Consider the following 21,279-nt stretch of genomic DNA (forward strand, 5'->3'; position numbering starts at 1 on the left):
CGTTATTTTTTATAGAAACATTTACAAATGTAGAATTTTTCTTTAAAAAGTCAAGCATAAAAAATCTATTTTTTTATTTGACTTTCTGAATAAGCTTTGATATATTTGCAGAAACAAGATAAATCTTATCGTAGATCAGATTACAATTAAAATTAATTTCAATATTCAAAATTCTAACCACCATGAGACTAATCATTGAACCTGATTACAATGCGCTGTCAAATTGGGCAGCAAACTATGTCGCAAAAAAAATTAACGCAGCCAATCCGACCAAAGAAAAACCGTTTGTATTGGGACTTCCTACCGGTTCTTCTCCACTGGGTATGTACAAAGCCTTGATTGAACTGAATAAAAAAGGAGTGGTTTCCTTCAAGAACGTAGTAACTTTCAATATGGATGAATATGTAGGCTTACCTGAATCACATCCGGAAAGTTATCATTCTTTCATGTTCAACAATTTCTTCAACCACATCGACATCTGCAAGGAAAACATCCATATCCTGAACGGTAATGCAGCCGATTTGGAAGCAGAATGTGCGCACTATGAGAAGGAAATTGAAAAATTCGGTGGTATCGACCTGTTCTTGGGAGGTATCGGTCCTGATGGTCACATCGCATTCAACGAACCGGGCTCTTCATTGAGTTCACGCACCCGTGTGAAAACACTGACTACCGATACCATCATTGCCAACTCTCGTTTCTTTGAAAACGACGTCAACAAAGTGCCCAAAACAGCTCTGACCGTAGGAGTAGGCACAGTGCTTTCTGCCAAGGAAGTGTTGATTATCTGCAACGGACACAACAAGGCTCGCGCTTTGCAGCATGCTGTTGAAGGAGGTATTACACAGATGTGGACCATCAGCGCACTCCAGATGCACCAGCATGGCATCATCGTATGCGATGAAGCTGCAACGGACGAACTGAAGGTCGGCACTTACAAGTACTTCAAAGACATCGAAAAGAACAATCTTTAATTTGCTAATTTATGAGAACAAACCTAAGCTCTCAAATCTCACTGAACCGTGTATCCCCCAGATATTACCGACCGGAAAATGCGGTGGAACGTTCTGTACTGACACGACTCGAAAAAATACCCACCAACATCTTTGAGACCATTGATGAAGGAGTGGTACAGATTGCCAATGAAATCGTAGCCAAAATACAGGACAGACAACGCGAAGGAAAGTTCTGCACCATTGCAGTAGGTACAGGTGCTTCCCTGCGTCCGCTCTTTGCCGAACTGATTCGGAAACACAAAGATGAAGGTGTCAGCTTCCGTAACGTGGTATTCTTCAACTTGTATGAATATTATCCGTTGACAGACGAGGCCGGAAGCAGTTTCAACCACTTGAACAAACTTTTCCTTTCTCAGATTGACATCGACCGCCAGAATATCTTTACCATGGATGGAACGATTCCGCAGGAAGCCATTACGGAACACTGCCGTTTATACGAACAGCGTATCCAAACCTTCGGTGGCATCGACATCGTCATCATGGGAGTAGGCCGGGAAGGAAACATCGGTATGAACGAACCGGGCTCACACGCCAGTTCCACCACCCGACTGATTCTGATTGACGCGACCTCCCGTTCGGAAGCCGCACACAATATCGGAGTAGACAACCTGCCTCCTTGCTCCATTACCATGGGTATCAGTACCATTTTAGGAGCACGGAAAGTATATCTGCTGGCATGGGGAGAAGACAAAGCCGACATTATCCGAAGTGCAGTGGAAGACAAGGTGAGTGACACTTTACCGGCTTCCTACCTGCAACTCCATTCCAACACTTCAGTTTGCATCGACCTGGCAGCGGCTGCCCACCTGACCCGTATCCAGCGTCCGTGGCTGGTTACCAGCTGCGAATGGAACGACAAGCTGGTGAGAAGCGCTATTGTATGGTTGTGCACCACCCTTAATAAGCCAATTCTGAAACTGACGAACAAGGATTATAACGAAAATGGCTTGAGCGAACTGCTGGCTCTTTACGGCTCTGCCTACAATGCCAACATCAAAGTGTTCAACGACCTGCAGCATACCATCACCGGATGGCCGGGTGGAAAACCGAATGCCGACGATACGTATCGTCCGGAACGCGCCAAACCGTTCCCGAAACGCGTAGTGGTGTTCTCTCCGCATCCGGACGACGATGTCATCTCCATGGGAGGTACCTTGCGCCGTTTGGTACAGCAGGGACACGATGTACACGTGGCTTATGAAACTTCTGGAAACATTGCCGTAGGCGACGAAGAAGTAGTTCGTTTCATGCACTTCATCAACGGCTTCAACCAGCTGTTCGAAAACAGCGAAGACAAGGTAATCAGCGAGAAATATGCGGAAATCAAGAAATTCTTCTCTACCAAGAAGGAAGGACAGATGGATACCCGCGACATTCTGACCATCAAGGGACTGATTCGCCGTGGAGAAGCCCGTACAGCTTGTACATTCAACCATATACCATTGGATCACTGCCACTTCCTGGATCTTCCGTTCTATGAAACCGGAAAAATTGAGAAGAATCCGATCAGCGAGGCCGATGTGGAAATCGTACTGAATCTGCTGCGTGAAGTGAAACCACATCAGATTTATGTAGCCGGCGACTTGGCCGACCCGCACGGTACGCACCGTGTATGTACGGATGCCGTATTCGCTGCCATCGACGAAGAAAAGAATGCTGGCGCTGAATGGCTGAAAGACTGCCGTATTTGGATGTACCGTGGCGCATGGGCTGAATGGGAAATCGAGAACATCGAAATGGCCGTACCGTTGAGTCCGGAAGAACTTCGTGCAAAACGCAACTCCATCCTGAAACACCAGTCGCAGATGGAAAGCGCCCCGTTCCTGGGCAACGACGAACGTTTGTTCTGGCAGAGAAGTGAAGACCGCAACCGCGGAACCGCTTCGCTTTATGACCACTTAGGACTGGCTTGCTATGAAGCCATGGAAGCTTTTGTAGAATATAAACCTATCTAAAAAGCATTCATATCATCCCTATAAAAGACACAGAAACGAAGGATTTCTTCCCGAGGAAGAAAGACCCGTTTCCGTGTCTTTTCTTTTTTACTTGTCACTCATATTTTTTATCTACATGAAAAAATTAGTTATCCCTATTTTAGGTTTCTGGCTCAGCTGCCTCTTACCGGCCTGTACCTCTTCCGACCATTTTCTGAAAGAGACCGACTACCGTCAAAAGGTAGAAACTGACTTCAACCAGAAAAAAGAAGTTCTCAACCGGGGCAATCTCTTTGCGGTTTTCAATGAGGAAATGACGCAAGAAGAGCGGGAAGCCATGATGTTCCTGTATGCTTACATGACACCGGGCGACATTGCCGACTACTCCGGCGATTTCTACCTGAAAAATGTACGTCTGTCTTTGCAGGACCGCAAACAAACGTCCTGGGGCTCACAAATCCCGGACTTGATTTTCCGTCATTTTGTACTTCCCATACGGGTCAACAACGAAAACCTGGACAATGCGCGTGAAGTGTTCCGCAAGGAACTGATGCCTCGCGTAGAAAAACTGTCCATGTACGACGCGGTACTGGAAGTAAACCACTGGTGCCACGAGAAAGTAATCTATACCCCGACCGACAGCCGTACCAGCGCGCCGCTGGCTACCGTCAAGACCGCTTACGGACGTTGTGGAGAGGAATCGACCTTCCTGGTAGCCGCCTTGCGTGCCGTAGGCATTCCGGCCCGTCAGGTCTATACCCCACGCTGGGCACACACGGACGACAACCATGCCTGGGTAGAAGCCTGGGTAGATGGTAAATGGTACTTCCTGGGTGCCTGCGAACCGGAACCTGTGCTGAACTTAGGCTGGTTCAATGCCCCGGCCAGCCGAGGCATGCTGATGCACACCAAGGTATTCGGAGCCTACGATGGACCGGAAGACGTGATGAAAACCACTGCCAACTACACCGAAATCAACATTATCGACAATTACGCACAGAGTGCACCGGTCACCGTTACCGTGGTCGACTCCTTAGGTAAAGCGGTGGAAGGAGCTCATGTGGAGTTCAAGCTCTACAACTATGCAGAGTTCTATACCGTAGCCAACAAGACCACTGACGCCTCCGGTAAAGCTTCTCTTTCTGCCGGACTGGGCGACATGCTGGTCTATGCTTCTGCCAACCAGCGTTTCGGTCTGAAAAAGGTATCCTTCGGTAAAGACAAAGAAGTAACTCTTGCCCTCACCCATCGTCCGGGCGACGTGTTTACCGACACCCTGCACATCGTGCCGCCTGCCGAAAAGGCCAACTTACCAGAACTAACCGAAGCTCAGCGCAAGGAAAACACCCTTCGTATGGCAAAAGAAGACTCCATCCGCAATGCCTACGTAGCCACTTTCCCGACGGAAGAAAAAGCCAAAGCATTTGCTCAAGGACTGAAGCTGGATGAAACACGGGCCAGTGATTTTATCGTGAAATCCAGAGGTAATTATGCCGACATCATGCAATTCCTTTCACATGCCGCAGAAAAAGGACAGGGCACACGGGCACTGGAGTTGTTAGGAACTCTGGCCGAAAAAGACTTGCGCGACACCCCCTGCGCTATCTTGGAAGACCATCTCTATGCGACCGATGCCGCAGCCGATGTGAAGGAAGTACTGGCCCCGCGTATCGCCAGCGAAATGCTGACTCCTTACCGGAGCTACCTGCAGAAAGCCTTCCCAGCCGAACTGGCTGCCCAAATCAAGGCCGACCCTCAGGTGCTGGTAAAATGGTGTAAGGACAGCCTGCTTATCCGCAACGATTTGAGTACCTTGTTTACAACGACTTCTCCGGAAGGCGTATGGCGCAGCCGGGTAACCGACTCCCAGTCGAGAGACATTTTCTTTGTGGCCGCTGCCCGCAGTTTAGGCATCCCGGCCTGGAAAGACGAAGTGAACGGCAATATCTGCTACCGCCTCAACGGCAATCCGGTACTGGTGGACTTTGAGAAATCGGAAGGAGGCAATCTGTCGGAAGGTATACTGAAAGCGACTTACCAGCCGATTCCGCGACTGGATAACCCGAAATATTATACCCACTTCACCTTGTCGAAGTACGACAACGGCACTTTCCAACTGCAAAATCATCCGGAAAATGCCAGCTGGGTTTCTCTGCTGAAAAACGGAAGCCAGATGTCAACGGGTTATTACATGCTGGTAACCGGCAGCCGTATGGCCAACGGAAGTGTACTGAGCCAAGTTTCTTTCTTTACGGTAGAAGATGGAAAGACCACCGTTACTCCGCTCTGCATGCGAGACAATACAGAGGAAGTACGTGTCATCGGCAACTTCAATTCTGAAGCACTTTACACTCTCCCGGAAAATGGGGAACAAACATCCATCCTCAACACCACAGGACGTGGCTATTACATTGTAGGCGTATTGGGTGTAGGACAAGAGCCGACCAACCATGCCTTGAAAGACATTGAAATCAAGAAAGCGGAATTTGAGAAATGGGGACGCACTCTCGTGCTGCTCTTCACCGACGAAGCTGCCTACAAGCGGTTTGACCGCAAGGAATTCCCCAACCTGCCGTCGAACGTAGTATTCGGTATCGACAAGGACGGCAGCATCCTGAAGATGATTGCTGAAAACATGAAACTGGGCAGCAAACCCACCCTGCCGGTGATTATCTTAGGCGACACGTTCAACCGTGTAGTCTTCGAGTCACACGGATACACCATCGGCATGGGCGAGCAACTGCTCCATGTTATCCACGGACTGTAAGCGCCTCGATGGTGCGACGCACCTTTTCGGGAGTCGTGACCGGATGAGCATATTCATCCATATCCGTACCTCCCATCGACAAAGCCGGATTGCGAAGAAGCATCCGGCTTTCTTTTACTTCGCGCGCAGAGAAATGGAATTCACGGGCATCCGTCACCCGGGCCAGTTCGGCAATGTTGTGTTCATTCACCCCACATCCCGGCATGATGATGATACGGTCACCTGCCTGCTTCACCAGTTCTGCCAACAGGGGTGCTCCTTCCATGGCAGTAGGCATCTGACCGGAAGTCAGCACACGGTTCACTCCCATTTCAATCAGTTCCTCCAATGCTTTGTCCGGCGACTTCACATAATCAAAAGCCCGGTGAAAAGTGACCGAAAGTCCCTTCGCAGCCTCCATCAGACGCTGCATGGCCCGCTTGTCGAGTTCTCCTTCCGGCGTGAGGCACCCAAACACCACCCCATCGGCCCCAGCCTGACGAGCTGCACGGATGTCTTCTTCCATAATATCCAGTTCTGAAGAGGTATACAGAAAATCTCCTCCACGCGGACGGATAATGACATGCAGACGGATGTCAATCAATTTCCGAGCCACCTTAATCTCCCCGATAGACGGAGTGGTTCCTCCTTCCGGCATGCCGGCACACAATTCTACCCGATGAGCCCCTCCCTGCTGGGCTGCCACGCAACTCTCTGCGGAGTTCGCACAAATTTCAAACATGTAGTTTTTCATCTTTCAGTCAACTTTTAAGAGTGATTTTTTTCACCTTCCGTCCCCCCACTTTGCAACTGCCGGAAAACGCTTCGACGTTTCAATCCAAACGCCTAAGCGTTTTAACTGAAACGCAAGTGCGTTTTGTCTCAAACGCAAGGACGTTTTATGTGAAACGCAAGTGCGTTTGAACTTAAACACAAGTGCGTTTTCCAACCGTGGCATACACAGGTTCCGAAAGGGTCTGTACTTATAAACAAAAAAGCTTATTAAACCGTTCATTTTCAGTCTAATAAGCTACTATGTACGCCCGTGGGGAGTCGAACCCCAATCGAAGGAACCGGAATCCTTTATTCTATCCATTGAACTACGGGCGCAAATACCAATAAACACACTTTCCAGCTTCCTTTGGCAAAAAGGATTTTTCGAAAGCGTGACAAAAATACAATTATTCCCCCTTTTCTCCTAATTTTTTCAGGAAAAAATGGTAGCCTTCTGCCAAAATAGTTGCCTCTTTCTCACGCCTGCGACAGCAATTTCTTAGAACTGGAAATAGATAAACGGCTGAATATCGCTGCTTTTCACCTGAATCACCAGGTAAATCAGTGCAATCATCACCAAGGCCTGTGCCACCAGCGGCAAGCGTACCATGCCCCGGCTGCAAGCATTCTGCCAGTTGTCGGGACAGAAATGCAGCAGAAAACCGACTCCCATCAAGGCAAAGACCTTCCAGTAGCCCGTCAGCAGCTGTTCCAGCAACTCCGGATGGAAAGCCGTAAATATCTGCCGGATCATGGTGACAGAAGCCTCGAACGTGGCATTACGGAAGAAAATCCAGCAGAAGCACACAAAATGGAAGGTTATTATCATCGCGAAGAATTTCCGGATACCCTGGCTGCGATATTGCTTGGGACGCCCCAACAAACTGCGGAAGAACTTATGCAAGGCCAGTGCCACCCCGTGCAGTCCGCCCCACACCACAAAATTCCAGGAAGCACCGTGCCAGAGACCACCTAACAGCATGGTCAATATCAGGTTGATGTACGTACGGATTTTCCCTTTCCGGTTGCCACCCAACGAAATGTACAGGTAATCGCGCAGCCAGGTAGACAAGGAAATATGCCAGCGATGCCAGAAATCGGTCACACTGTCCGACTTATAAGGCGAATTGAAGTTGAGCGGAAAACGGAAACCTAACAGCAGGGCAATACCGATAGCCATGTCGCTGTAGCCCGAAAAGTCGCAATAAATCTGCAACGCATATCCGTATACACCAAACAGGTTTTCCAGTCCCGAATACAATCCCGGATTATCAAATATACGTTCCACGAAGTTCACACTGATGTAGTCCGAAATAACCGCTTTCTTGAACAGACCGCTCACGATAAAGAAAATCCCCTGCCCGAACATCTCCGATGAAACGAACAGCGGCTGCCGGATTTGCGGAACGAAATCGCGGGCGCGCACAATCGGTCCAGCCACCAGCTGCGGAAAGAACGACACATAAAACGCATAATCCAGCAGGTTCGACAGCGGTTTCAAATCCCGACGATACACATCAATGGTGTAGCTCAGCGACTGAAAGGTAAAGAAAGAAATACCCACCGGCAGGAAGATGTCGAGCGGCTGGAACTGTCCGTTCCACAGAGGAGCCAGCATCTCATAGAAGAAGTTCGTGTACTTGAAATAGCAGAGCAGTCCGAGGTTGATACACAAACTGCACACCACTAACATTTTCCGCTTCCATGCCGACAGCGTGACCTCCATCCTGCGGGCCAGCAGAAAGTCGGACACCGTGACAATGCCCAGCAGGAAAAAATAGAATCCGCTACTCTTGTAATAGAAATAGTATGAAAACAAGGTGACAAACAGCAGTCGTGCCGTAGTCTTCTTCTGCAAAAGCAGATAAATCAGGCTGAATCCTAAAAAGAGAAAGAGGAACAGTCCGCTGCTGAAAATCATCGGCTGTGCGGAATCATACGTCAGCACATCCTTCAATCTATCCCAGTCAATTCCGAGTTCCGTCCAGTTGAGTTTCCACATAATTGTTGTATGATTTGATAATCGCTTCGTGTAAAAGTAATCCCTGCAGGATATATCCGTCCTGCGTGAAATGAATCTTGTCTCGTTGGTAATAGTTTCCGGCACTCCAGTTCAGACATGCCCTCCGTTCGCCGCCCACAATATGGTACATATCCCACAAAGCCAGTTTCCGGGAAGCCGCATAATCCTGTTCCGTCTTCACCACCTGTTTCGTACGGGGGTTGATGATCCTGGCTCCCCGTCGCCCGTTGCGCACATACGCTCCCGGTGGAGTGGTCAGCAGATACACGGCATTTGGGCACCCTTTCTTCAGATCTCCCAACAGATAATCCATGTGGGCCACATGTTCAGTGGAAGAATATCGACGGGCATGAGCCTCGTTCGTGCCAAAAGAAAGAATCACCAGGTCTGGATTCAAGTCGATAATCTGCTGTATGTTCTCTGACGTAGCAAACGAACCATAAGTTGCCCCGTTCACTCCCAGTATGTGGTAGACGATTCCCGGTGCCCCCGTTTCCTGGGCCAAACCCGACGTATGGTAACTCACCTGCATGTCAAGCACCGCTTCCCGTCCGAAATCATCCTCTAACTGCCGTCGGACGACATACGGAAACACATGTCCGCGCACGTGCGAATCACCGATATGAACTATCCGCAACGGACGGTCGAGCACAGAAAGCTTCTGCCAGAAAGGAAGAAGTTCTCCCGTCGGGTCTTCAATCCGGTTGTCCGTCGTTTCCCTGAAACTGGCAGGCATCGGATTGCTCACCTGTATAAATTTCAGCAGCTGCTGCATGGCCTTGCTGTCGGACACATGACCGGAATGCCGGTCAGGGCGTGATTTCACCGGCAACACATCCTGTGCCGACACCCCCGTAGCCCATAAGCACAGCACGCACCACATTATCCAGCCCCACAGTTTATTCCATCTCATAAGCCTTCCGTTTCTCATACTGTTCTTTTCCATACATCAAGGTCTCAAACAGAAGTTGGGCCATATGCTTCCCTCCCCTGAAATTGATGTGTGTATAATCATAATTGGCCATCTGCGGTTTGCCTTCCACCATCTTCACCATGCTTCCTTCTCCTCCCATGGCTTCAAACATGTTCCAGAAGGCCACGTGCGTTTCTGCGGCCAGTGCCTGCTGGTACCGAATCAATCCTTTCACGCCGGGCATGGTACGCAGTTCACCGTTTTCATCCTTGTATTCCCGGTCGCCTACACTGACAATCAGAATAGAAGTCTCCGGGAAAGCCTCCTTCAGCCGTTCCACAATAGGCTTCATGGCGTTCTTGTAATACGTATAGTTCAACACATTCTGTGAAGCCACATTCAACCCATATTGCAACACAATCAAATCATAAGGCCGCAACCGGTTGTATTGGCGCAGAATAGACATCGGAATGTGTGCCAGCTGCTGTCCGCTACTCCCCCGAGTACTGAAATTATCCACCACCACTCCCCGGTGCGGATCCATTGTCACCGCATAGAACAAGGCTGCCGAATCCAGCTTTTCCACATTCCAGCGAACGGAACCAATCCGACCATCGACAGACACAGCCTGCAATTCTCCATTTCCTTTCACGGGAAATTCTTTTTTCTCTCTTCCATTTACAGAAGCGCTCAGTGTCACTGAATCAGCAGCCAAGAAATAGCAAGTTGACACGTCACAGGTATCTATGCGCGAAAGAAAACGTTTTTCACCTTTCAACAAAACATACGCTCCGACCGAAGGAATGAAATAATGATTGGAAATGTCCTGACGGGAACGATCAAAATGCACAGAGTCTGTAATGGCATGACTGCCCCAACCTCCAAACGATTGGTGCACCGTAGGACGGAAACTCGCAATTTTATTCGTAATCGGCACATATCCCACCCCACATCCGCCAAAACGCTTCTGCAACATCTCACGCAAATCGCCGGTCAGAATATCTGCCTCGATAAAGGAATCCCCGAAATAAGCGATACGCACCGGTCGGTTCAGGGCATTCACCTGACTCAACGCCTCATAAAAATGACTCATTCCGCGCCCCGTAGAATCCACATATTCCTCAATGCATACCATGCCGCTCTTGCAGGTATCCACAAAGGCAGGCTTCACCGGAGGAGGCAATATCAAGGAATCCGAATCCATCGGCTCCACCAATTCCTTTTTCACGCGGACATCAGAAAGCAGGTCCACCCTTCGCAAAGGCTTTCCATCTAAAGAAACAGAGGGTAAATAATGCAGTGCAAACAGACCTGCCACGACCAGAACCGTAAACAGGAAAGTATATAATAATCTATTCTTCATGAATTTTCCTCCAAAATCGACTGCAAAGATAATGAAAGCCGAGTGCAGAGGCAAATAGAAAACATAGTTTTCTGATTTTGACGATGCCGAGGCGAATCTTATTTCGTCACCCTTGACGCTTTCCCCGGATATTCTTTAAGAATTCATCCACCATGCGGTTACCTTTTTCTGTAGTGATACCCCTCATGTGCAGAATCGTAATCTCACTGTAAATCTCAGCCAGCGGATAATGCAGGGTTATATCGGAATAAATCAGCAAATCCAACTGCATGGCCATGGCCTGATTGATAATCTGGAAATTAATGTCGTCTCGAAAAATGCCCTGTTCCACCCCTTTTTGGAAATATTCCACCGAATCGGCATCGTTTTGCCGTTGTTCTTCGTGTATAAAATCCAACACCTTGGGATATTTGCGTAAGTCACGAAAAAACAAGGGGTTTACCAGACATAATTCGTTGACTTTGCGTTCATAGAATTTAAGGATTACTTCCAGCACGTTTTCCGCCCTGGAAGTAATCTCTTGCATATCTTCATTGATCCGCTGGCGATATAAGCCGAAGACCTCCAGCAACAACTGTTCCTTGTCGCCGAACAGTTCGTAGAGGGTACGCTTGGATATGGACAAAGAACCTGCGATGTCGTCCATGTGAACGGCTTTAATGCCCGAACGCTTAAACGCTTCGGCCGCAGTTTCCAATATGCGTATTTTCAGCTCCTCACGGTTGCTTTCTCTTCTCCGCCCTGCCATCTGATCACTTTAATCAATGAATGATACCTAATTGTGAAGATTCCACGAACTGAAGAATATTCTCAATTTCAGGTCCGTGCGGAATCTGTTCCCGGATACGAACCAATGCATCATGCTGCGATGTATTGGCTTTATACAGGATACGGTAGGCCTGTGCAATGTGCTTGATAACCGTTTCCGAAATACCGGTATATTCCAGCACCTTCGTATTGATGCTATAAAACGCAATCGGTTCGTGAGCAGCCACGATATAAGGAGGAATGTCTTTAATGAAACGACATCCACCCTGTACCAGTGAATAGCTTCCCAAACGCGTATTTCCTTGCATCAGTACGTTGGAAGTCAGGATAGCGCAATCGTAGATGATGCAGTTACCAGATACCTGTGAACCGTTACCGATAATACATCCGTTTCCTACTTCCACATCGTGTGACAGACGAGCACCCGTCATAATAAAATTGTTGTTGCCCACCTTTGTGGCATGTGAAGGATGAGTACCCCGGATAATCACGGAATTCTCACGAATCACATTGTGGTCGCCGATGATGGCCAGCGTATCTTCGCCCGTATAGGCAAAATCTTGGGGAACAGCCGCAACGACTGCTCCCTGATAAACTGTATTCCCGTTTCCCATGCGCGTACCACTCATCAGGCTGGCATAGGGCATAATCACATTATCATCGCCTATCTCTACGTTCTTGTCGATATAGGCAAATGGATGTACCGTCACATTTTTGCCAAGTTTGGCCGACGGATCCACATAAGCTAAAGGACTAATCATGTTTCTTCATATTTAAGGTTACTTATTCTCTTCCACCACCCAATGCGCTGTACAGGTTGATGACAGCCTGCATACGCTGGAAGTTATCGGAAACTTCACTCAACTGGGCGCTCAGCAGATTCTGCTGTGCGGTCAGGATTTCCAGATAAGTGGCATCTCCGCTCTGGAACAAGGCCTTGGTATAAGTCACTGCCTTATCCAACTGTTCTACCTGTCCACGGTCTTCCACCAGTTTCTTATTCTGCGTATCGAACAGATACAAAGCATCGCTCACTTCCTTTCCTGCTTCCAGAATAGTCTGCTGATAATTCATCTGAGCAATCTTTTCTTCTGCCTTTGAAACCTTCAGGTTGGCAATCAGCTTACCGTTATTGAAAATAGGCTGAGCCAATGAAGCCAAAGCCTGCAGCATAAATTCACCCGGATTAGAAACTTGAATACCTGATCCGTTTGTCCATCCTGCCATACCTGTAATGTTCAAGCCCGGATAGAAAGCTGCACGTGCGGAATTAGTTGTATAATAAGCAGCCGCAAGCGTCATTTCAGCCATCTTTACGTCCGGACGGTTTTCCAATAACTGCATCGGTACACCCGCTGCCAGTTCTTCCGGCATAACCTGTTCATCCAATGTACTGCGTTCGATGGTCTGAGGAGCCTTAGCCAACAGTACAGCAAGTGAATTTTCTGTTTCACGCACCTGACGTTTCAAATCCATCAATGAAGCCTCTACCTGATGGCTGGCAGCACGCATCTGTGCTACGGCAGCTTCAGTGGTCATACCGGCAATTTTCATGGCTTCCATTACTCGTACGTTTTCTTTATAGATAGCAGCCGTTTCGGTCGTAATTTCTACCTGACGGTCAAGCATCAGCAAAGAATAGTACACGTTAGCTATACCACAAATAATCTGTGAACGTACAGCCTGTTCCGCATACTGGCTCTGTTCGTAGGCAACTTTCTGACCACGTTTAGTGTTCAAAATCTTGCCGAACAAGTCAATTTCCCAGCTGGCTGCAACCGGAAGCTGGTATGCCTTTACATAGTTTCCACCTCCCATGCTGGTTGTAGAACCTTGCGGAGCCAGATTAATGGTAGGCAAGTAAGACAGTTTCGCCGCCGTCAACATCACTTTCGCTTCCTCTACGCGGAGTGCAGCGGCCTGCATATCTACGTTGTTGGCCAGTCCTTCTTCAATCAAGGCCTGCAGTTTTGCATCACGGAACACTTCCTTCCAAGGCAGATTTCCCATGTTGGCTGTGTCCGAAGCCAACGTATCGGTCGCCGAAGCCGGGTCGCGATAGATGCCTGAGGCATCTATCGTTTCCGGACGGTCGTAAGCTTTATAAATGTGGCAGCTGCTCATCATGGCAGTCAGACACATCATTCCTATTATCTGTTTTTTCATTATCAATCTTATTTATGCGTATTAGGAGAATACTGTTCAATTTCAGACTCTACTTCGCTTTCATCGAGGCTATCCCATTCCATCGGTTTAACCTTCTCTTGCAGCCACTGGAAGATGACGAACAATACAGGTACGATGAAGATCTGCAAAATCATACCGATCAACATACCACCGATAGCGGAAGCACCCAATGTACGGTTACCGTGGGCACCTACACCGAAGGCAAACATCAACGGAAGCAAGCCGACAATCATGGCCAAAGAAGTCATCAAGATAGGTCGCAAACGAGCGGCGGCACCCAACACGGCAGCCCACGAAATACTCATACCTTGCTTACGACGGTCGAGGGCGAACTCAACAATCAAGATGGCGTTCTTTGCCAACAGACCCATCAACATAATCAAGGCAATCTGCATGTAGATATCGTTTGACATAGAACCTACAATCATCTTCAAGGCCGGGATACTACCCAATGCACCGAATCCGTTGACAAACAGGAAGCTACCCATCAAACCGAACGGTACGGAAAGCAATACGGCCAACGGAAGAATATAACTTTCGTACTGGGCACTCAACAGCAAGTATACGAATACGAAACAGAGCACAAAGATGATACCCGTCGTACTACCACTTGAAGAAGCTTCCTCACGCGCCATACCTCCTAATTCATAACCAAATCCAGTCGGCAGGTTTTCCTTGGCCACTTCTGCAATAGCCTGCAAAGCCTGACCTGAAGTATATCCTGATGCCGGAGCCACCATCACTTTCATAGAAGTGTACAGGTTGAAACGGCTGATGATATCCGGGCCGTATACTTTCTTCAAACTGACGAACTGCGTGATAGGAGCCATTTCTCCGTTGCTTCCACGTACTTTCACGCCATTCAGCGATTCCATGTTCTTAGTAGCATCCGGTTCTGCCTGAATCATTACACGGTACATCTTACCGAAACGGTTGAAGTTAGAAGCATACAAACCACCGAAGTATCCCTGCATGGTAGAAAGGATGTCACTCGGACTAATACCTGCCTTCTTACAAGCTGCCGCATCAATATCCAGCTGATACTGCGGGAAGCTCGGGTTGAAGGTCGTCTTTGCAGAGTTGATTTCCGGACGTGCTTCCAAAGCTGCGGTATAACTGTTCACCACTTCAAAGAAGTGATCCAAACTACCACCGGTCTTATCCTGCATGTTCAACTCAATATCACTTGATACAGAGTAACCCGGAATCATCGGAGGAGCAAAGAACAATACCTGTGCATCCTTGATGACTTTCTGCGCACGCATGAACAAGGTCGCATAAACGATATCCGAGTTCTGCATCAGTGAACGTTCTTCCCAGTCTTTCAACTTAATGATGACAGAACCGTAAGAAGGTCCCTGACCACCGATGAAGCTGTAACCGGAAATGATAGTACGTGACTGAACAGCCGGTTCTGCAGCTACCAGACTGTCTACCTTATTTAATACTTCCATGGCACGTTCCTGTGAAGTACCAGGAGGCAACGTTACGGCACCCATAATCGTACCGGTATCTTCATTCGGCACCATACCGGTCGGAGTAATCTTCATAAAGAAAATCAACAGCACAATAGAAGCGGCTACCAATCCCATGGCCAGCCATTTCTTATGAATAAAGAATACCACACGCTTCTTATAGCTCTTCAGCAAAGAATCGTAAGCCGCATTGAAAGAGGTATGAAAACGGTCAATCATGCTCATCTTCTTCGGCTTATGTTCAGAGTCATGCGGTTTCAGGAAGAGAGCACACAAGGCCGGTGACAAAGTCAAGGCGTTCAATGCAGAGAAGGCGATAGAAATAGCCATGGTAATACCGAACTGACGGTAGAACGTACCGGCCGTACCACCCATGAAACTTACCGGGATAAATACGGACATCATGACCAAGGTAATGGAAACCAAGGCACCACCCAGTTCGCTCATGGCGTCGATAGAAGCCTCACGGGAAGACTTATATCCTTGGTCCAGTTTCGCATGGACACCTTCCACCACCACAATGGCATCATCGACCACAATCGCAATGGCCAACACCATCGCCGAAAGTGTCAGCAAGTTCACACTAAATCCAATCAACTTCAAGACGAAGAAGGTAGCAATCAAGGCTACCGGAATGGCAATGGCCGGAATCAATGTAGAACGCATATCCTGCAAGAAGACATATACTACAATGAACACCAAAATAAATGCCTCAATCAAAGTCTTGATAACTTCGTGGATAGACGCATACAAGAAGTCGTTGGCATTCTGTGCCACGTTAATCTTCAAACCGGCAGGCAAACTTTCTTCTGCTTTGCTGATTACATCCAACAAGTTGTTGATGGTTTCCGTAGCGTTGGTTCCCGCCATCTGGAACACGATACAAGTTACAGCCTTATGACCGTTTACCGTATTATTAAAGGTATAGGCCAGACGACCCAGCTCGATACGAGCTACATCTCCCAGACGGAGCACTTCGCCGTCGGGCAGAGCCTTGATGACGATGTTCTCAAATTCCTCTGTCTGTTGCAGACGTCCTTTGTAACGGATAGTGTACTGGAAAGTCTGGTTACCACGTTCACCAAACTGTCCCGGAGCCGCTTCAATATTCTGTTCAGCCAAGGCATTGGAAATATCGGCCGGCACCAGTTTATACTGAGCCATGATATCCGGCTTCAACCAGATACGCATAGAATAGTCCTGACCCATCACGTTGGCATCACCCACACCTTTCACACGCTGTACTTCCGGAATCAAGTTAATCTTGGCGTAGTTTTCAATAAACTCAATGTTGTATTTATCTTCCGCATCATACAAAGAGAAAATCAACAGCATGGAGTTCTGACGTTTCTGTGTAGTCACACCGACTTTGGTTACTTCGGCCGGCAACAGACCTTGTGCCATAGAAACACGGTTCTGTACGTTGACCGCTGCCATATCCGGGTCGGTACCTTGGTTGAAATATACACTGATATCAGCTGAACCGTTGTTGGATGCACTTGACTGGATGTACATCATGTTTTCCACACCGTTAATCTGGTCTTCCAACGGAGCAATCACAGAGTTCAATACAGTCTGTGCATTCGCACCCGTATAAGTGGCTCTTACCGATACGGTAGGAGGCGCAATGTCCGGATACTGGGTAACTGGCAGCGTAGCCAGACCGATCACACCCAAGATGACTATCAAGATAGAGATTACCGTTGACAGCACCGGACGGTTAATAAATTTATCTAGTTTCATTCTTTAAATACTATTTTTGTTACAGTTCCGGAAACCCTTTGTTATCCACACACTCCCATGCGGATCGAGATTTCCTTCCACCTTACGCACATTATTTATTAATTGAAAGCTGTCTGAATGTTTCCATCCTTCTGATCCTGCAAAGCCTTCTTATACTTTGCTTCCTTCTCAGCCGGAGTAATCGGTTTGATTTTCTGTCCGTCGGTCAGTGTCTGTACACCTTCGATGACAATCTTGTCACCCGGCTTCAAACCACCCGTCACAATGTAATTCTTACCGTCATTCAAATTAGAAATCTGTACTTCCGTATGTTTGATGGTGCTGTCGGCCTGCAACACATACACAAACTTCTTGTCCTGAATTTCCTGTGTAGCAGTCTGCGGAATCAAGATGATGTCGCTCATCGTGTAAGGGAATACCACATTGGCCATACCGCCACTACGCAACACGTTCTGCTTGTTCGGGAAAATAGCACGCATGCTTACAGAACCCGTCGTCTGGTCGATAACTCCACTCACGGCATCAATCTTACCTTCTTCAGAGTACATGGTACCATCAGCCAACTGCAATTTCACTGCCGGCATCTTTTCCAATTGTTCCTTCAAAGTACCTCCTGCACGTGTCAACTCCAGCAGCTGTTTTTCAGTCATGGAGAAGTACACATACATATCGCCAATCTGAGACACTGTAGTCAGCGGTTCTGCTACCGACGGACTTACCAGCGCACCCACACGATACGGGAATGTACCAATCACACCATCCGAAGGGCTTGTCACCGTACAGAATCCCAAATTTTGTTTAGCAGCAGCATAAGCAGCTTCTGCCTGCGCCAAACTCGCTTTTGCAGAAAGCAGATTGTTTACCGCCGTTTGATATTCAAAGTCACTGATAATCTTCTGCTCGTGCAACATCTTCTTGTTGGCTTCCGTAGAAGTAACTGTTTCCAGGTTTGCTTTGGCTGAAGCTACGCTGGCCTTTGCCTGGTCGTATGCAGCCTTATACTGCGTCGGGTCAATCTGGAACAGAGCCTGTCCTTTGTGAACGGTTGCACCTTCGTCCACACACAATTTCACAATAAAACCTGATACTTGAGGACGGATTTCAATGTCCTGCAAACCTTTGATTGTTGCCGGGTATTGAGTTGACTGATTGCTGGAAGTAGCTGAAACTGCCTCTACTGCAAATTCGTCATCACCCATTTTCATACCCCCCTGACCACCACAAGCAGTCAGAACCGAAAGAGTCAATGCATAGAATGCCACTCGGCTAGAAGAAAGACTTCTGTTTCTTTTTGTGCTCATACTTATATTCATACTAAAAAATTGATTTTTTCTCTCATTCTCTCAATATAAAAGTTCTCCGATGAAAACTTTAAGCCTTTTTTTAGTTTTTAATGGCGCAAATATAACAAAAAAATACAGCCTAAAAAACGAGCTTTAACTAAGAATAACCATAAAACGAATATATAATTACATATCGCCAAATTAATCCGACCAATTGACGATAAACATCGACAAAAAATATGAACAAAATCCGTTTTATAGTTTTTTTCAGAAAAAAACAGTCCATTTGTTATTTTATTCCTACATTTGCGCGACACTTTATTCTTTGAAAAACTCAAAAAACGAAGAAAATATGACAAAAATAACTAAAGAAGCTGCTTTGCTCTACCATTCGCAGGGCAAGCCGGGGAAAATCGAAGTAGTCCCCACGAAACCCTATCAGACACAGAGGGATTTGTCACTGGCCTATTCTCCAGGAGTAGCAGAACCTTGTTTGGAAATCCAAAAAAATCCGGATACGGCCTACGATTATACTGATAAAGGCAATCTGGTGGCCGTCATTTCCAACGGAACCGCCGTACTGGGACTGGGTGACATCGGTGCTATGAGTGGAAAACCTGTCATGGAAGGAAAAGGCCTGCTGTTTAAAATCTATGCCGGCATCGACGTGTTCGACATCGAAGTAAACGAAAAAGACCCTGATAAGTTCATTGAAGCTGTAAAGGCCATTGCCCCGACTTTCGGAGGTATCAATCTGGAAGACATCAAGGCGCCCGAGTGCTTCAAGATAGAACAGCGTCTGAAAGAAGAACTGGACATTCCGGTGATGCACGACGACCAGCACGGTACAGCCATCATCTCCAGTGCCGGCTTATTAAATGCCCTGGAAGTGGCAGGGAAAAAGATTGAAGACGTAAAAATCGTGGTCAACGGAGCCGGTGCTTCTGCCGTATCCTGCACGAAACTCTACGTCTCACTGGGTGCCCGTCTGGAAAATATTGTCATGATTGACAGTAAGGGAGTCATCTCCAAGCAACGTACCGACCTGAACGAACAGAAAAAATTCTTTGCGACCGACCGTACCGACATCCACACCTTGGCAGAAGCCATCAAAGGGGCAGATGTATTCCTCGGATTGTCCAGAGGAAACGTCCTGACACAAGATATGGTGCGCAGCATGGCCTCTCATCCGATTGTCTTCGCATTGGCCAACCCGACTCCGGAAATCTCCTACGAGGATGCCATGGCTTCCCGTCCGGACGTTCTGATGTCAACCGGCCGTTCCGATTATCCGAACCAGATTAACAACGTCATCGGATTCCCCTATATTTTCCGTGGCGCCCTCGATACCCGTGCTACCGCCATCAATGAGGAAATGAAACTGGCAGCCGTACGTGCCATCGCCAACTTGGCCAAGAAGCCCGTACCCGATGTGGTCAACGAAGCCTACCATGTAAACAACCTGACCTTCGGCCCGGAATACTTCATCCCGAAACCAGTCGACCCGCGTCTGATTACCGAAGTCTCCATGGCCGTAGCCAAAGCCGCTATGGAGTCTGGCGTAGCCCGCAAGCAGATTACCGACTGGGACGAATACAAGAACCGCCTGAAAGAGCTGATGGGACAAGAAAACAAACTGACCCGCCAGCTGTATGAAACTGCCCGGCACAACCCGCAGCGTGTGGTCTTTGCCGAAGGCATCCACCCCAATATGCTGAAAGCCGCTGTGGAAGCCAAAGCTGAAGGTATCTGCCACCCGATTTTGCTGGGCAACGAAGAACGTATCGAGAAACTGGCCAAAGAACTCGATCTGAGGCTGGAAGGCATTGAAATTGTCAACCTGCGTCATGACCGCGAAGCTGAACGCCGAGAACGTTACGCCCGCATCCTCTGCGAGAAACGTGCCCGCGAAGGCGCCAACTTCCAGGAAGCCAACGACAAGATGTTCGAACGCAACTACTTCGGTATGATGATGGTAGAAACCGGTGAAGCCGACGCCTTCGTTACCGGACTGTACACCAAGTATTCTAACACCATCAAAGTAGCCAAGGAAGTCATCGGCATCCAGCCGGGATACAAGCATTTCGGCACCATGCACATCCTGAATTCCAAGAAAGGCACCTATTTCATTGCCGACACTCTGATCAACCGTCACCCGGATACCGACACGTTGATTGACATTGCCAAGCTGTCGGCCAAGGCGGTACGCTTCTTCAATCAAGAACCCGTGATGGCCATGCTGTCCTACTCCAACTTTGGTTCCGACACTGAAGGAAGTCCGGCCAAGGTACACGAAGCTGTAAGCCAGCTCCATCAGGAATATCCCGAACTGGCCATCGACGGTGAAATGCAAGTGAAGTTTGCCCTGAACAATGCCCTTCGTGACGAGAAATATCCGTTCACCCGACTGAAAGGCAAGGAAGTAAATACACTGGTATTCCCGAACCTGAGTTCAGCCAATGCCACCTACCAGCTCATCCAAAGCATGAGTGAAACGGAGGTCATCGGCCCGATTCAGATGGGATTGAACAAACCGATTCACTTCACCGACATCGAAAGCTCCGTGCGCGACATTGTCAACATCACCGCCATTGCCTGCATCGATGCCATCGTCGACAAAAAGAAAAAAGCGCAATAAGCGCTTCCTCATTCATTAAACCCACACGGAGGTACAGCCGCAAAGAGACACATATAGACGCTCTTATCCGCTGTTCCTCCGTGTATTATTTCCTGATTCACTATGAGAAAACCCCTCAACCACACTCAATGCGTCGTCCTGACTCTATGCTGGGCGGCCCTATGCTTTCTGGTCCTCACTTCCACTCCAAAAATAGACGGACCGCTCATCCTCATGATTCTCATTTCGGGCGCCTTAGTATTTATTCCCGTCATCAAGTCACTTAAAAACAGAAACAAATAAACGCAAATAAGTAACTAAAAAGAATATTTTTGACGCCGATTCCTCACTTTTATTGATTTATTGTTGCAAGGGAAAAATTTTATCTATATTTTTGGCACATCAAACAAACCAATATCGGTTAACCTTGATTTATC

14 protein-coding genes and 1 tRNA gene are annotated in these 21,279 nt (G+C 47.9%); 5 read left to right on the forward strand and 10 right to left on the reverse strand.

Going from position 1 to position 21,279, the window contains the following annotated elements:
• Positions 1-182 precede the first annotated feature (182 nt).
• The 3 genes from nagB to H6A28_RS00565 all read left to right on the forward strand — a co-directional run bounded on the left by nagB (position 183) and on the right by H6A28_RS00565 (position 5,717).
• The gene (gene nagB, locus H6A28_RS00555) at positions 183-974 is read left to right on the forward strand and encodes a glucosamine-6-phosphate deaminase (RefSeq protein WP_204475167.1); all 792 of its coding nucleotides are present in this window, start codon (positions 183-185) and stop codon (positions 972-974) included.
• An 11-nt stretch (positions 975-985) separates the two neighbouring features.
• Positions 986-2,971 carry a glucosamine-6-phosphate deaminase gene (locus tag H6A28_RS00560; RefSeq protein WP_204475166.1) on the forward strand — a complete coding sequence of 662 codons (1,986 nt, stop codon included), beginning with the start codon at positions 986-988 and terminating at the stop codon, positions 2,969-2,971.
• A 115-nt stretch (positions 2,972-3,086) separates the two neighbouring features.
• Positions 3,087-5,717: a transglutaminase domain-containing protein gene (locus tag H6A28_RS00565; protein WP_204478548.1), complete on the forward strand. Its 2,631-nt coding sequence runs from the start codon at positions 3,087-3,089 to the stop codon at positions 5,715-5,717.
• Here H6A28_RS00565 and H6A28_RS00570 read toward each other — a convergent pair.
• The 10 genes from H6A28_RS00570 to H6A28_RS00615 form a co-directional block, all read right to left on the reverse strand.
• A complete protein-coding gene (locus tag H6A28_RS00570; RefSeq protein ID WP_204478549.1) occupies positions 5,701-6,450 on the reverse strand; it encodes a copper homeostasis protein CutC in 750 nt (249 codons plus the stop codon). The genes H6A28_RS00565 and H6A28_RS00570 overlap by 17 nt on opposite strands.
• Before the next feature lie 284 nt (positions 6,451-6,734).
• Positions 6,735-6,806 (reverse strand) — tRNA-Arg (locus H6A28_RS00575).
• Positions 6,807-6,969: 163 nt separating this feature from the next.
• A complete protein-coding gene (locus H6A28_RS00580; protein ID WP_204478550.1) occupies positions 6,970-8,472 on the reverse strand; it encodes an MBOAT family O-acyltransferase in 1,503 nt (500 codons plus the stop codon).
• Positions 8,438-9,406 (reverse strand): GDSL-type esterase/lipase family protein, encoded by a 969-nt coding sequence (locus tag H6A28_RS00585; RefSeq protein ID WP_204478551.1) that lies wholly within the window; start codon positions 9,404-9,406, stop codon positions 8,438-8,440. Before H6A28_RS00585 ends, H6A28_RS00580 begins: the two co-directional genes overlap by 35 nt.
• Positions 9,393-10,769, reverse strand: a complete 1,377-nt coding sequence (locus tag H6A28_RS00590; protein WP_204478552.1) for an SGNH/GDSL hydrolase family protein — start codon at positions 10,767-10,769, stop codon at positions 9,393-9,395. The genes H6A28_RS00585 and H6A28_RS00590 overlap by 14 nt, the downstream gene beginning before the upstream one ends.
• Before the next feature lie 106 nt (positions 10,770-10,875).
• Complete coding sequence (locus H6A28_RS00595) at positions 10,876-11,517, reverse strand: TetR/AcrR family transcriptional regulator (protein ID WP_204475158.1); 642 nt, start codon at positions 11,515-11,517, stop codon at positions 10,876-10,878.
• Between the two features lie 13 nt (positions 11,518-11,530).
• Positions 11,531-12,298, reverse strand: coding sequence for an acyl-ACP--UDP-N-acetylglucosamine O-acyltransferase (gene lpxA, locus H6A28_RS00600; RefSeq protein WP_204475156.1), 768 nt, complete (start codon positions 12,296-12,298; stop codon positions 11,531-11,533).
• A gap of 22 nt (positions 12,299-12,320) precedes the next feature.
• Entirely contained in the window at positions 12,321-13,703 is a 1,383-nt protein-coding gene (locus H6A28_RS00605) for a TolC family protein (protein WP_204478553.1), read from the reverse strand.
• Between the two features lie 8 nt (positions 13,704-13,711).
• A complete protein-coding gene (locus tag H6A28_RS00610; protein ID WP_204478554.1) occupies positions 13,712-16,942 on the reverse strand; it encodes an efflux RND transporter permease subunit in 3,231 nt (1,076 codons plus the stop codon).
• Positions 16,943-17,040: 98 nt separating this feature from the next.
• The gene (locus H6A28_RS00615; protein ID WP_430622425.1) at positions 17,041-18,147 is read right to left on the reverse strand and encodes an efflux RND transporter periplasmic adaptor subunit; all 1,107 of its coding nucleotides are present in this window, start codon (positions 18,145-18,147) and stop codon (positions 17,041-17,043) included.
• A gap of 430 nt (positions 18,148-18,577) precedes the next feature.
• Between H6A28_RS00615 and H6A28_RS00620 the strand changes: the two genes are divergently transcribed.
• Both H6A28_RS00620 and H6A28_RS15050 read left to right on the forward strand, forming a co-directional pair.
• Positions 18,578-20,863 carry an NADP-dependent malic enzyme gene (locus H6A28_RS00620; RefSeq protein WP_204478555.1) on the forward strand — a complete coding sequence of 762 codons (2,286 nt, stop codon included), beginning with the start codon at positions 18,578-18,580 and terminating at the stop codon, positions 20,861-20,863.
• 102 nt (positions 20,864-20,965) lie between these two features.
• On the forward strand, positions 20,966-21,145 hold the full coding sequence (locus tag H6A28_RS15050) for a hypothetical protein (protein ID WP_239465208.1): 180 nt from the start codon (positions 20,966-20,968) through the stop codon (positions 21,143-21,145).
• Positions 21,146-21,279 lie beyond the last annotated feature (134 nt).

This window comes from Bacteroides mediterraneensis (assembly GCF_016900355.1).
GTDB lineage: Bacteria > Bacteroidota > Bacteroidia > Bacteroidales > Bacteroidaceae > Phocaeicola.

What these genes read in the sequence shown, in the direction of transcription:
- nagB (WP_204475167.1), top strand. Translation starts at nt 183, where the DNA reads ATGAGACTAATCATTGAACCTGATTACAATGCGCTGTCAAATTGGGCA.
- H6A28_RS00560 (WP_204475166.1), top strand. Translation starts at nt 986, where the DNA reads ATGAGAACAAACCTAAGCTCTCAAATCTCACTGAACCGTGTATCCCCC.
- H6A28_RS00565 (WP_204478548.1), top strand. Translation starts at nt 3,087, where the DNA reads ATGAAAAAATTAGTTATCCCTATTTTAGGTTTCTGGCTCAGCTGCCTC.
- H6A28_RS00570 (WP_204478549.1), bottom strand. Translation starts at nt 6,450, where the DNA reads ATGAAAAACTACATGTTTGAAATTTGTGCGAACTCCGCAGAGAGTTGC.
- H6A28_RS00580 (WP_204478550.1), bottom strand. Translation starts at nt 8,472, where the DNA reads ATGTGGAAACTCAACTGGACGGAACTCGGAATTGACTGGGATAGATTG.
- H6A28_RS00585 (WP_204478551.1), bottom strand. Translation starts at nt 9,406, where the DNA reads ATGAGATGGAATAAACTGTGGGGCTGGATAATGTGGTGCGTGCTGTGC.
- H6A28_RS00590 (WP_204478552.1), bottom strand. Translation starts at nt 10,769, where the DNA reads ATGAAGAATAGATTATTATATACTTTCCTGTTTACGGTTCTGGTCGTG.
- H6A28_RS00595 (WP_204475158.1), bottom strand. Translation starts at nt 11,517, where the DNA reads ATGGCAGGGCGGAGAAGAGAAAGCAACCGTGAGGAGCTGAAAATACGC.
- lpxA (WP_204475156.1), bottom strand. Translation starts at nt 12,298, where the DNA reads ATGATTAGTCCTTTAGCTTATGTGGATCCGTCGGCCAAACTTGGCAAA.
- H6A28_RS00605 (WP_204478553.1), bottom strand. Translation starts at nt 13,703, where the DNA reads ATGAAAAAACAGATAATAGGAATGATGTGTCTGACTGCCATGATGAGC.
- H6A28_RS00610 (WP_204478554.1), bottom strand. Translation starts at nt 16,942, where the DNA reads ATGAAACTAGATAAATTTATTAACCGTCCGGTGCTGTCAACGGTAATC.
- H6A28_RS00615 (WP_430622425.1), bottom strand. Translation starts at nt 18,147, where the DNA reads ATGAAAATGGGTGATGACGAATTTGCAGTAGAGGCAGTTTCAGCTACT.
- H6A28_RS00620 (WP_204478555.1), top strand. Translation starts at nt 18,578, where the DNA reads ATGACAAAAATAACTAAAGAAGCTGCTTTGCTCTACCATTCGCAGGGC.
- H6A28_RS15050 (WP_239465208.1), top strand. Translation starts at nt 20,966, where the DNA reads ATGAGAAAACCCCTCAACCACACTCAATGCGTCGTCCTGACTCTATGC.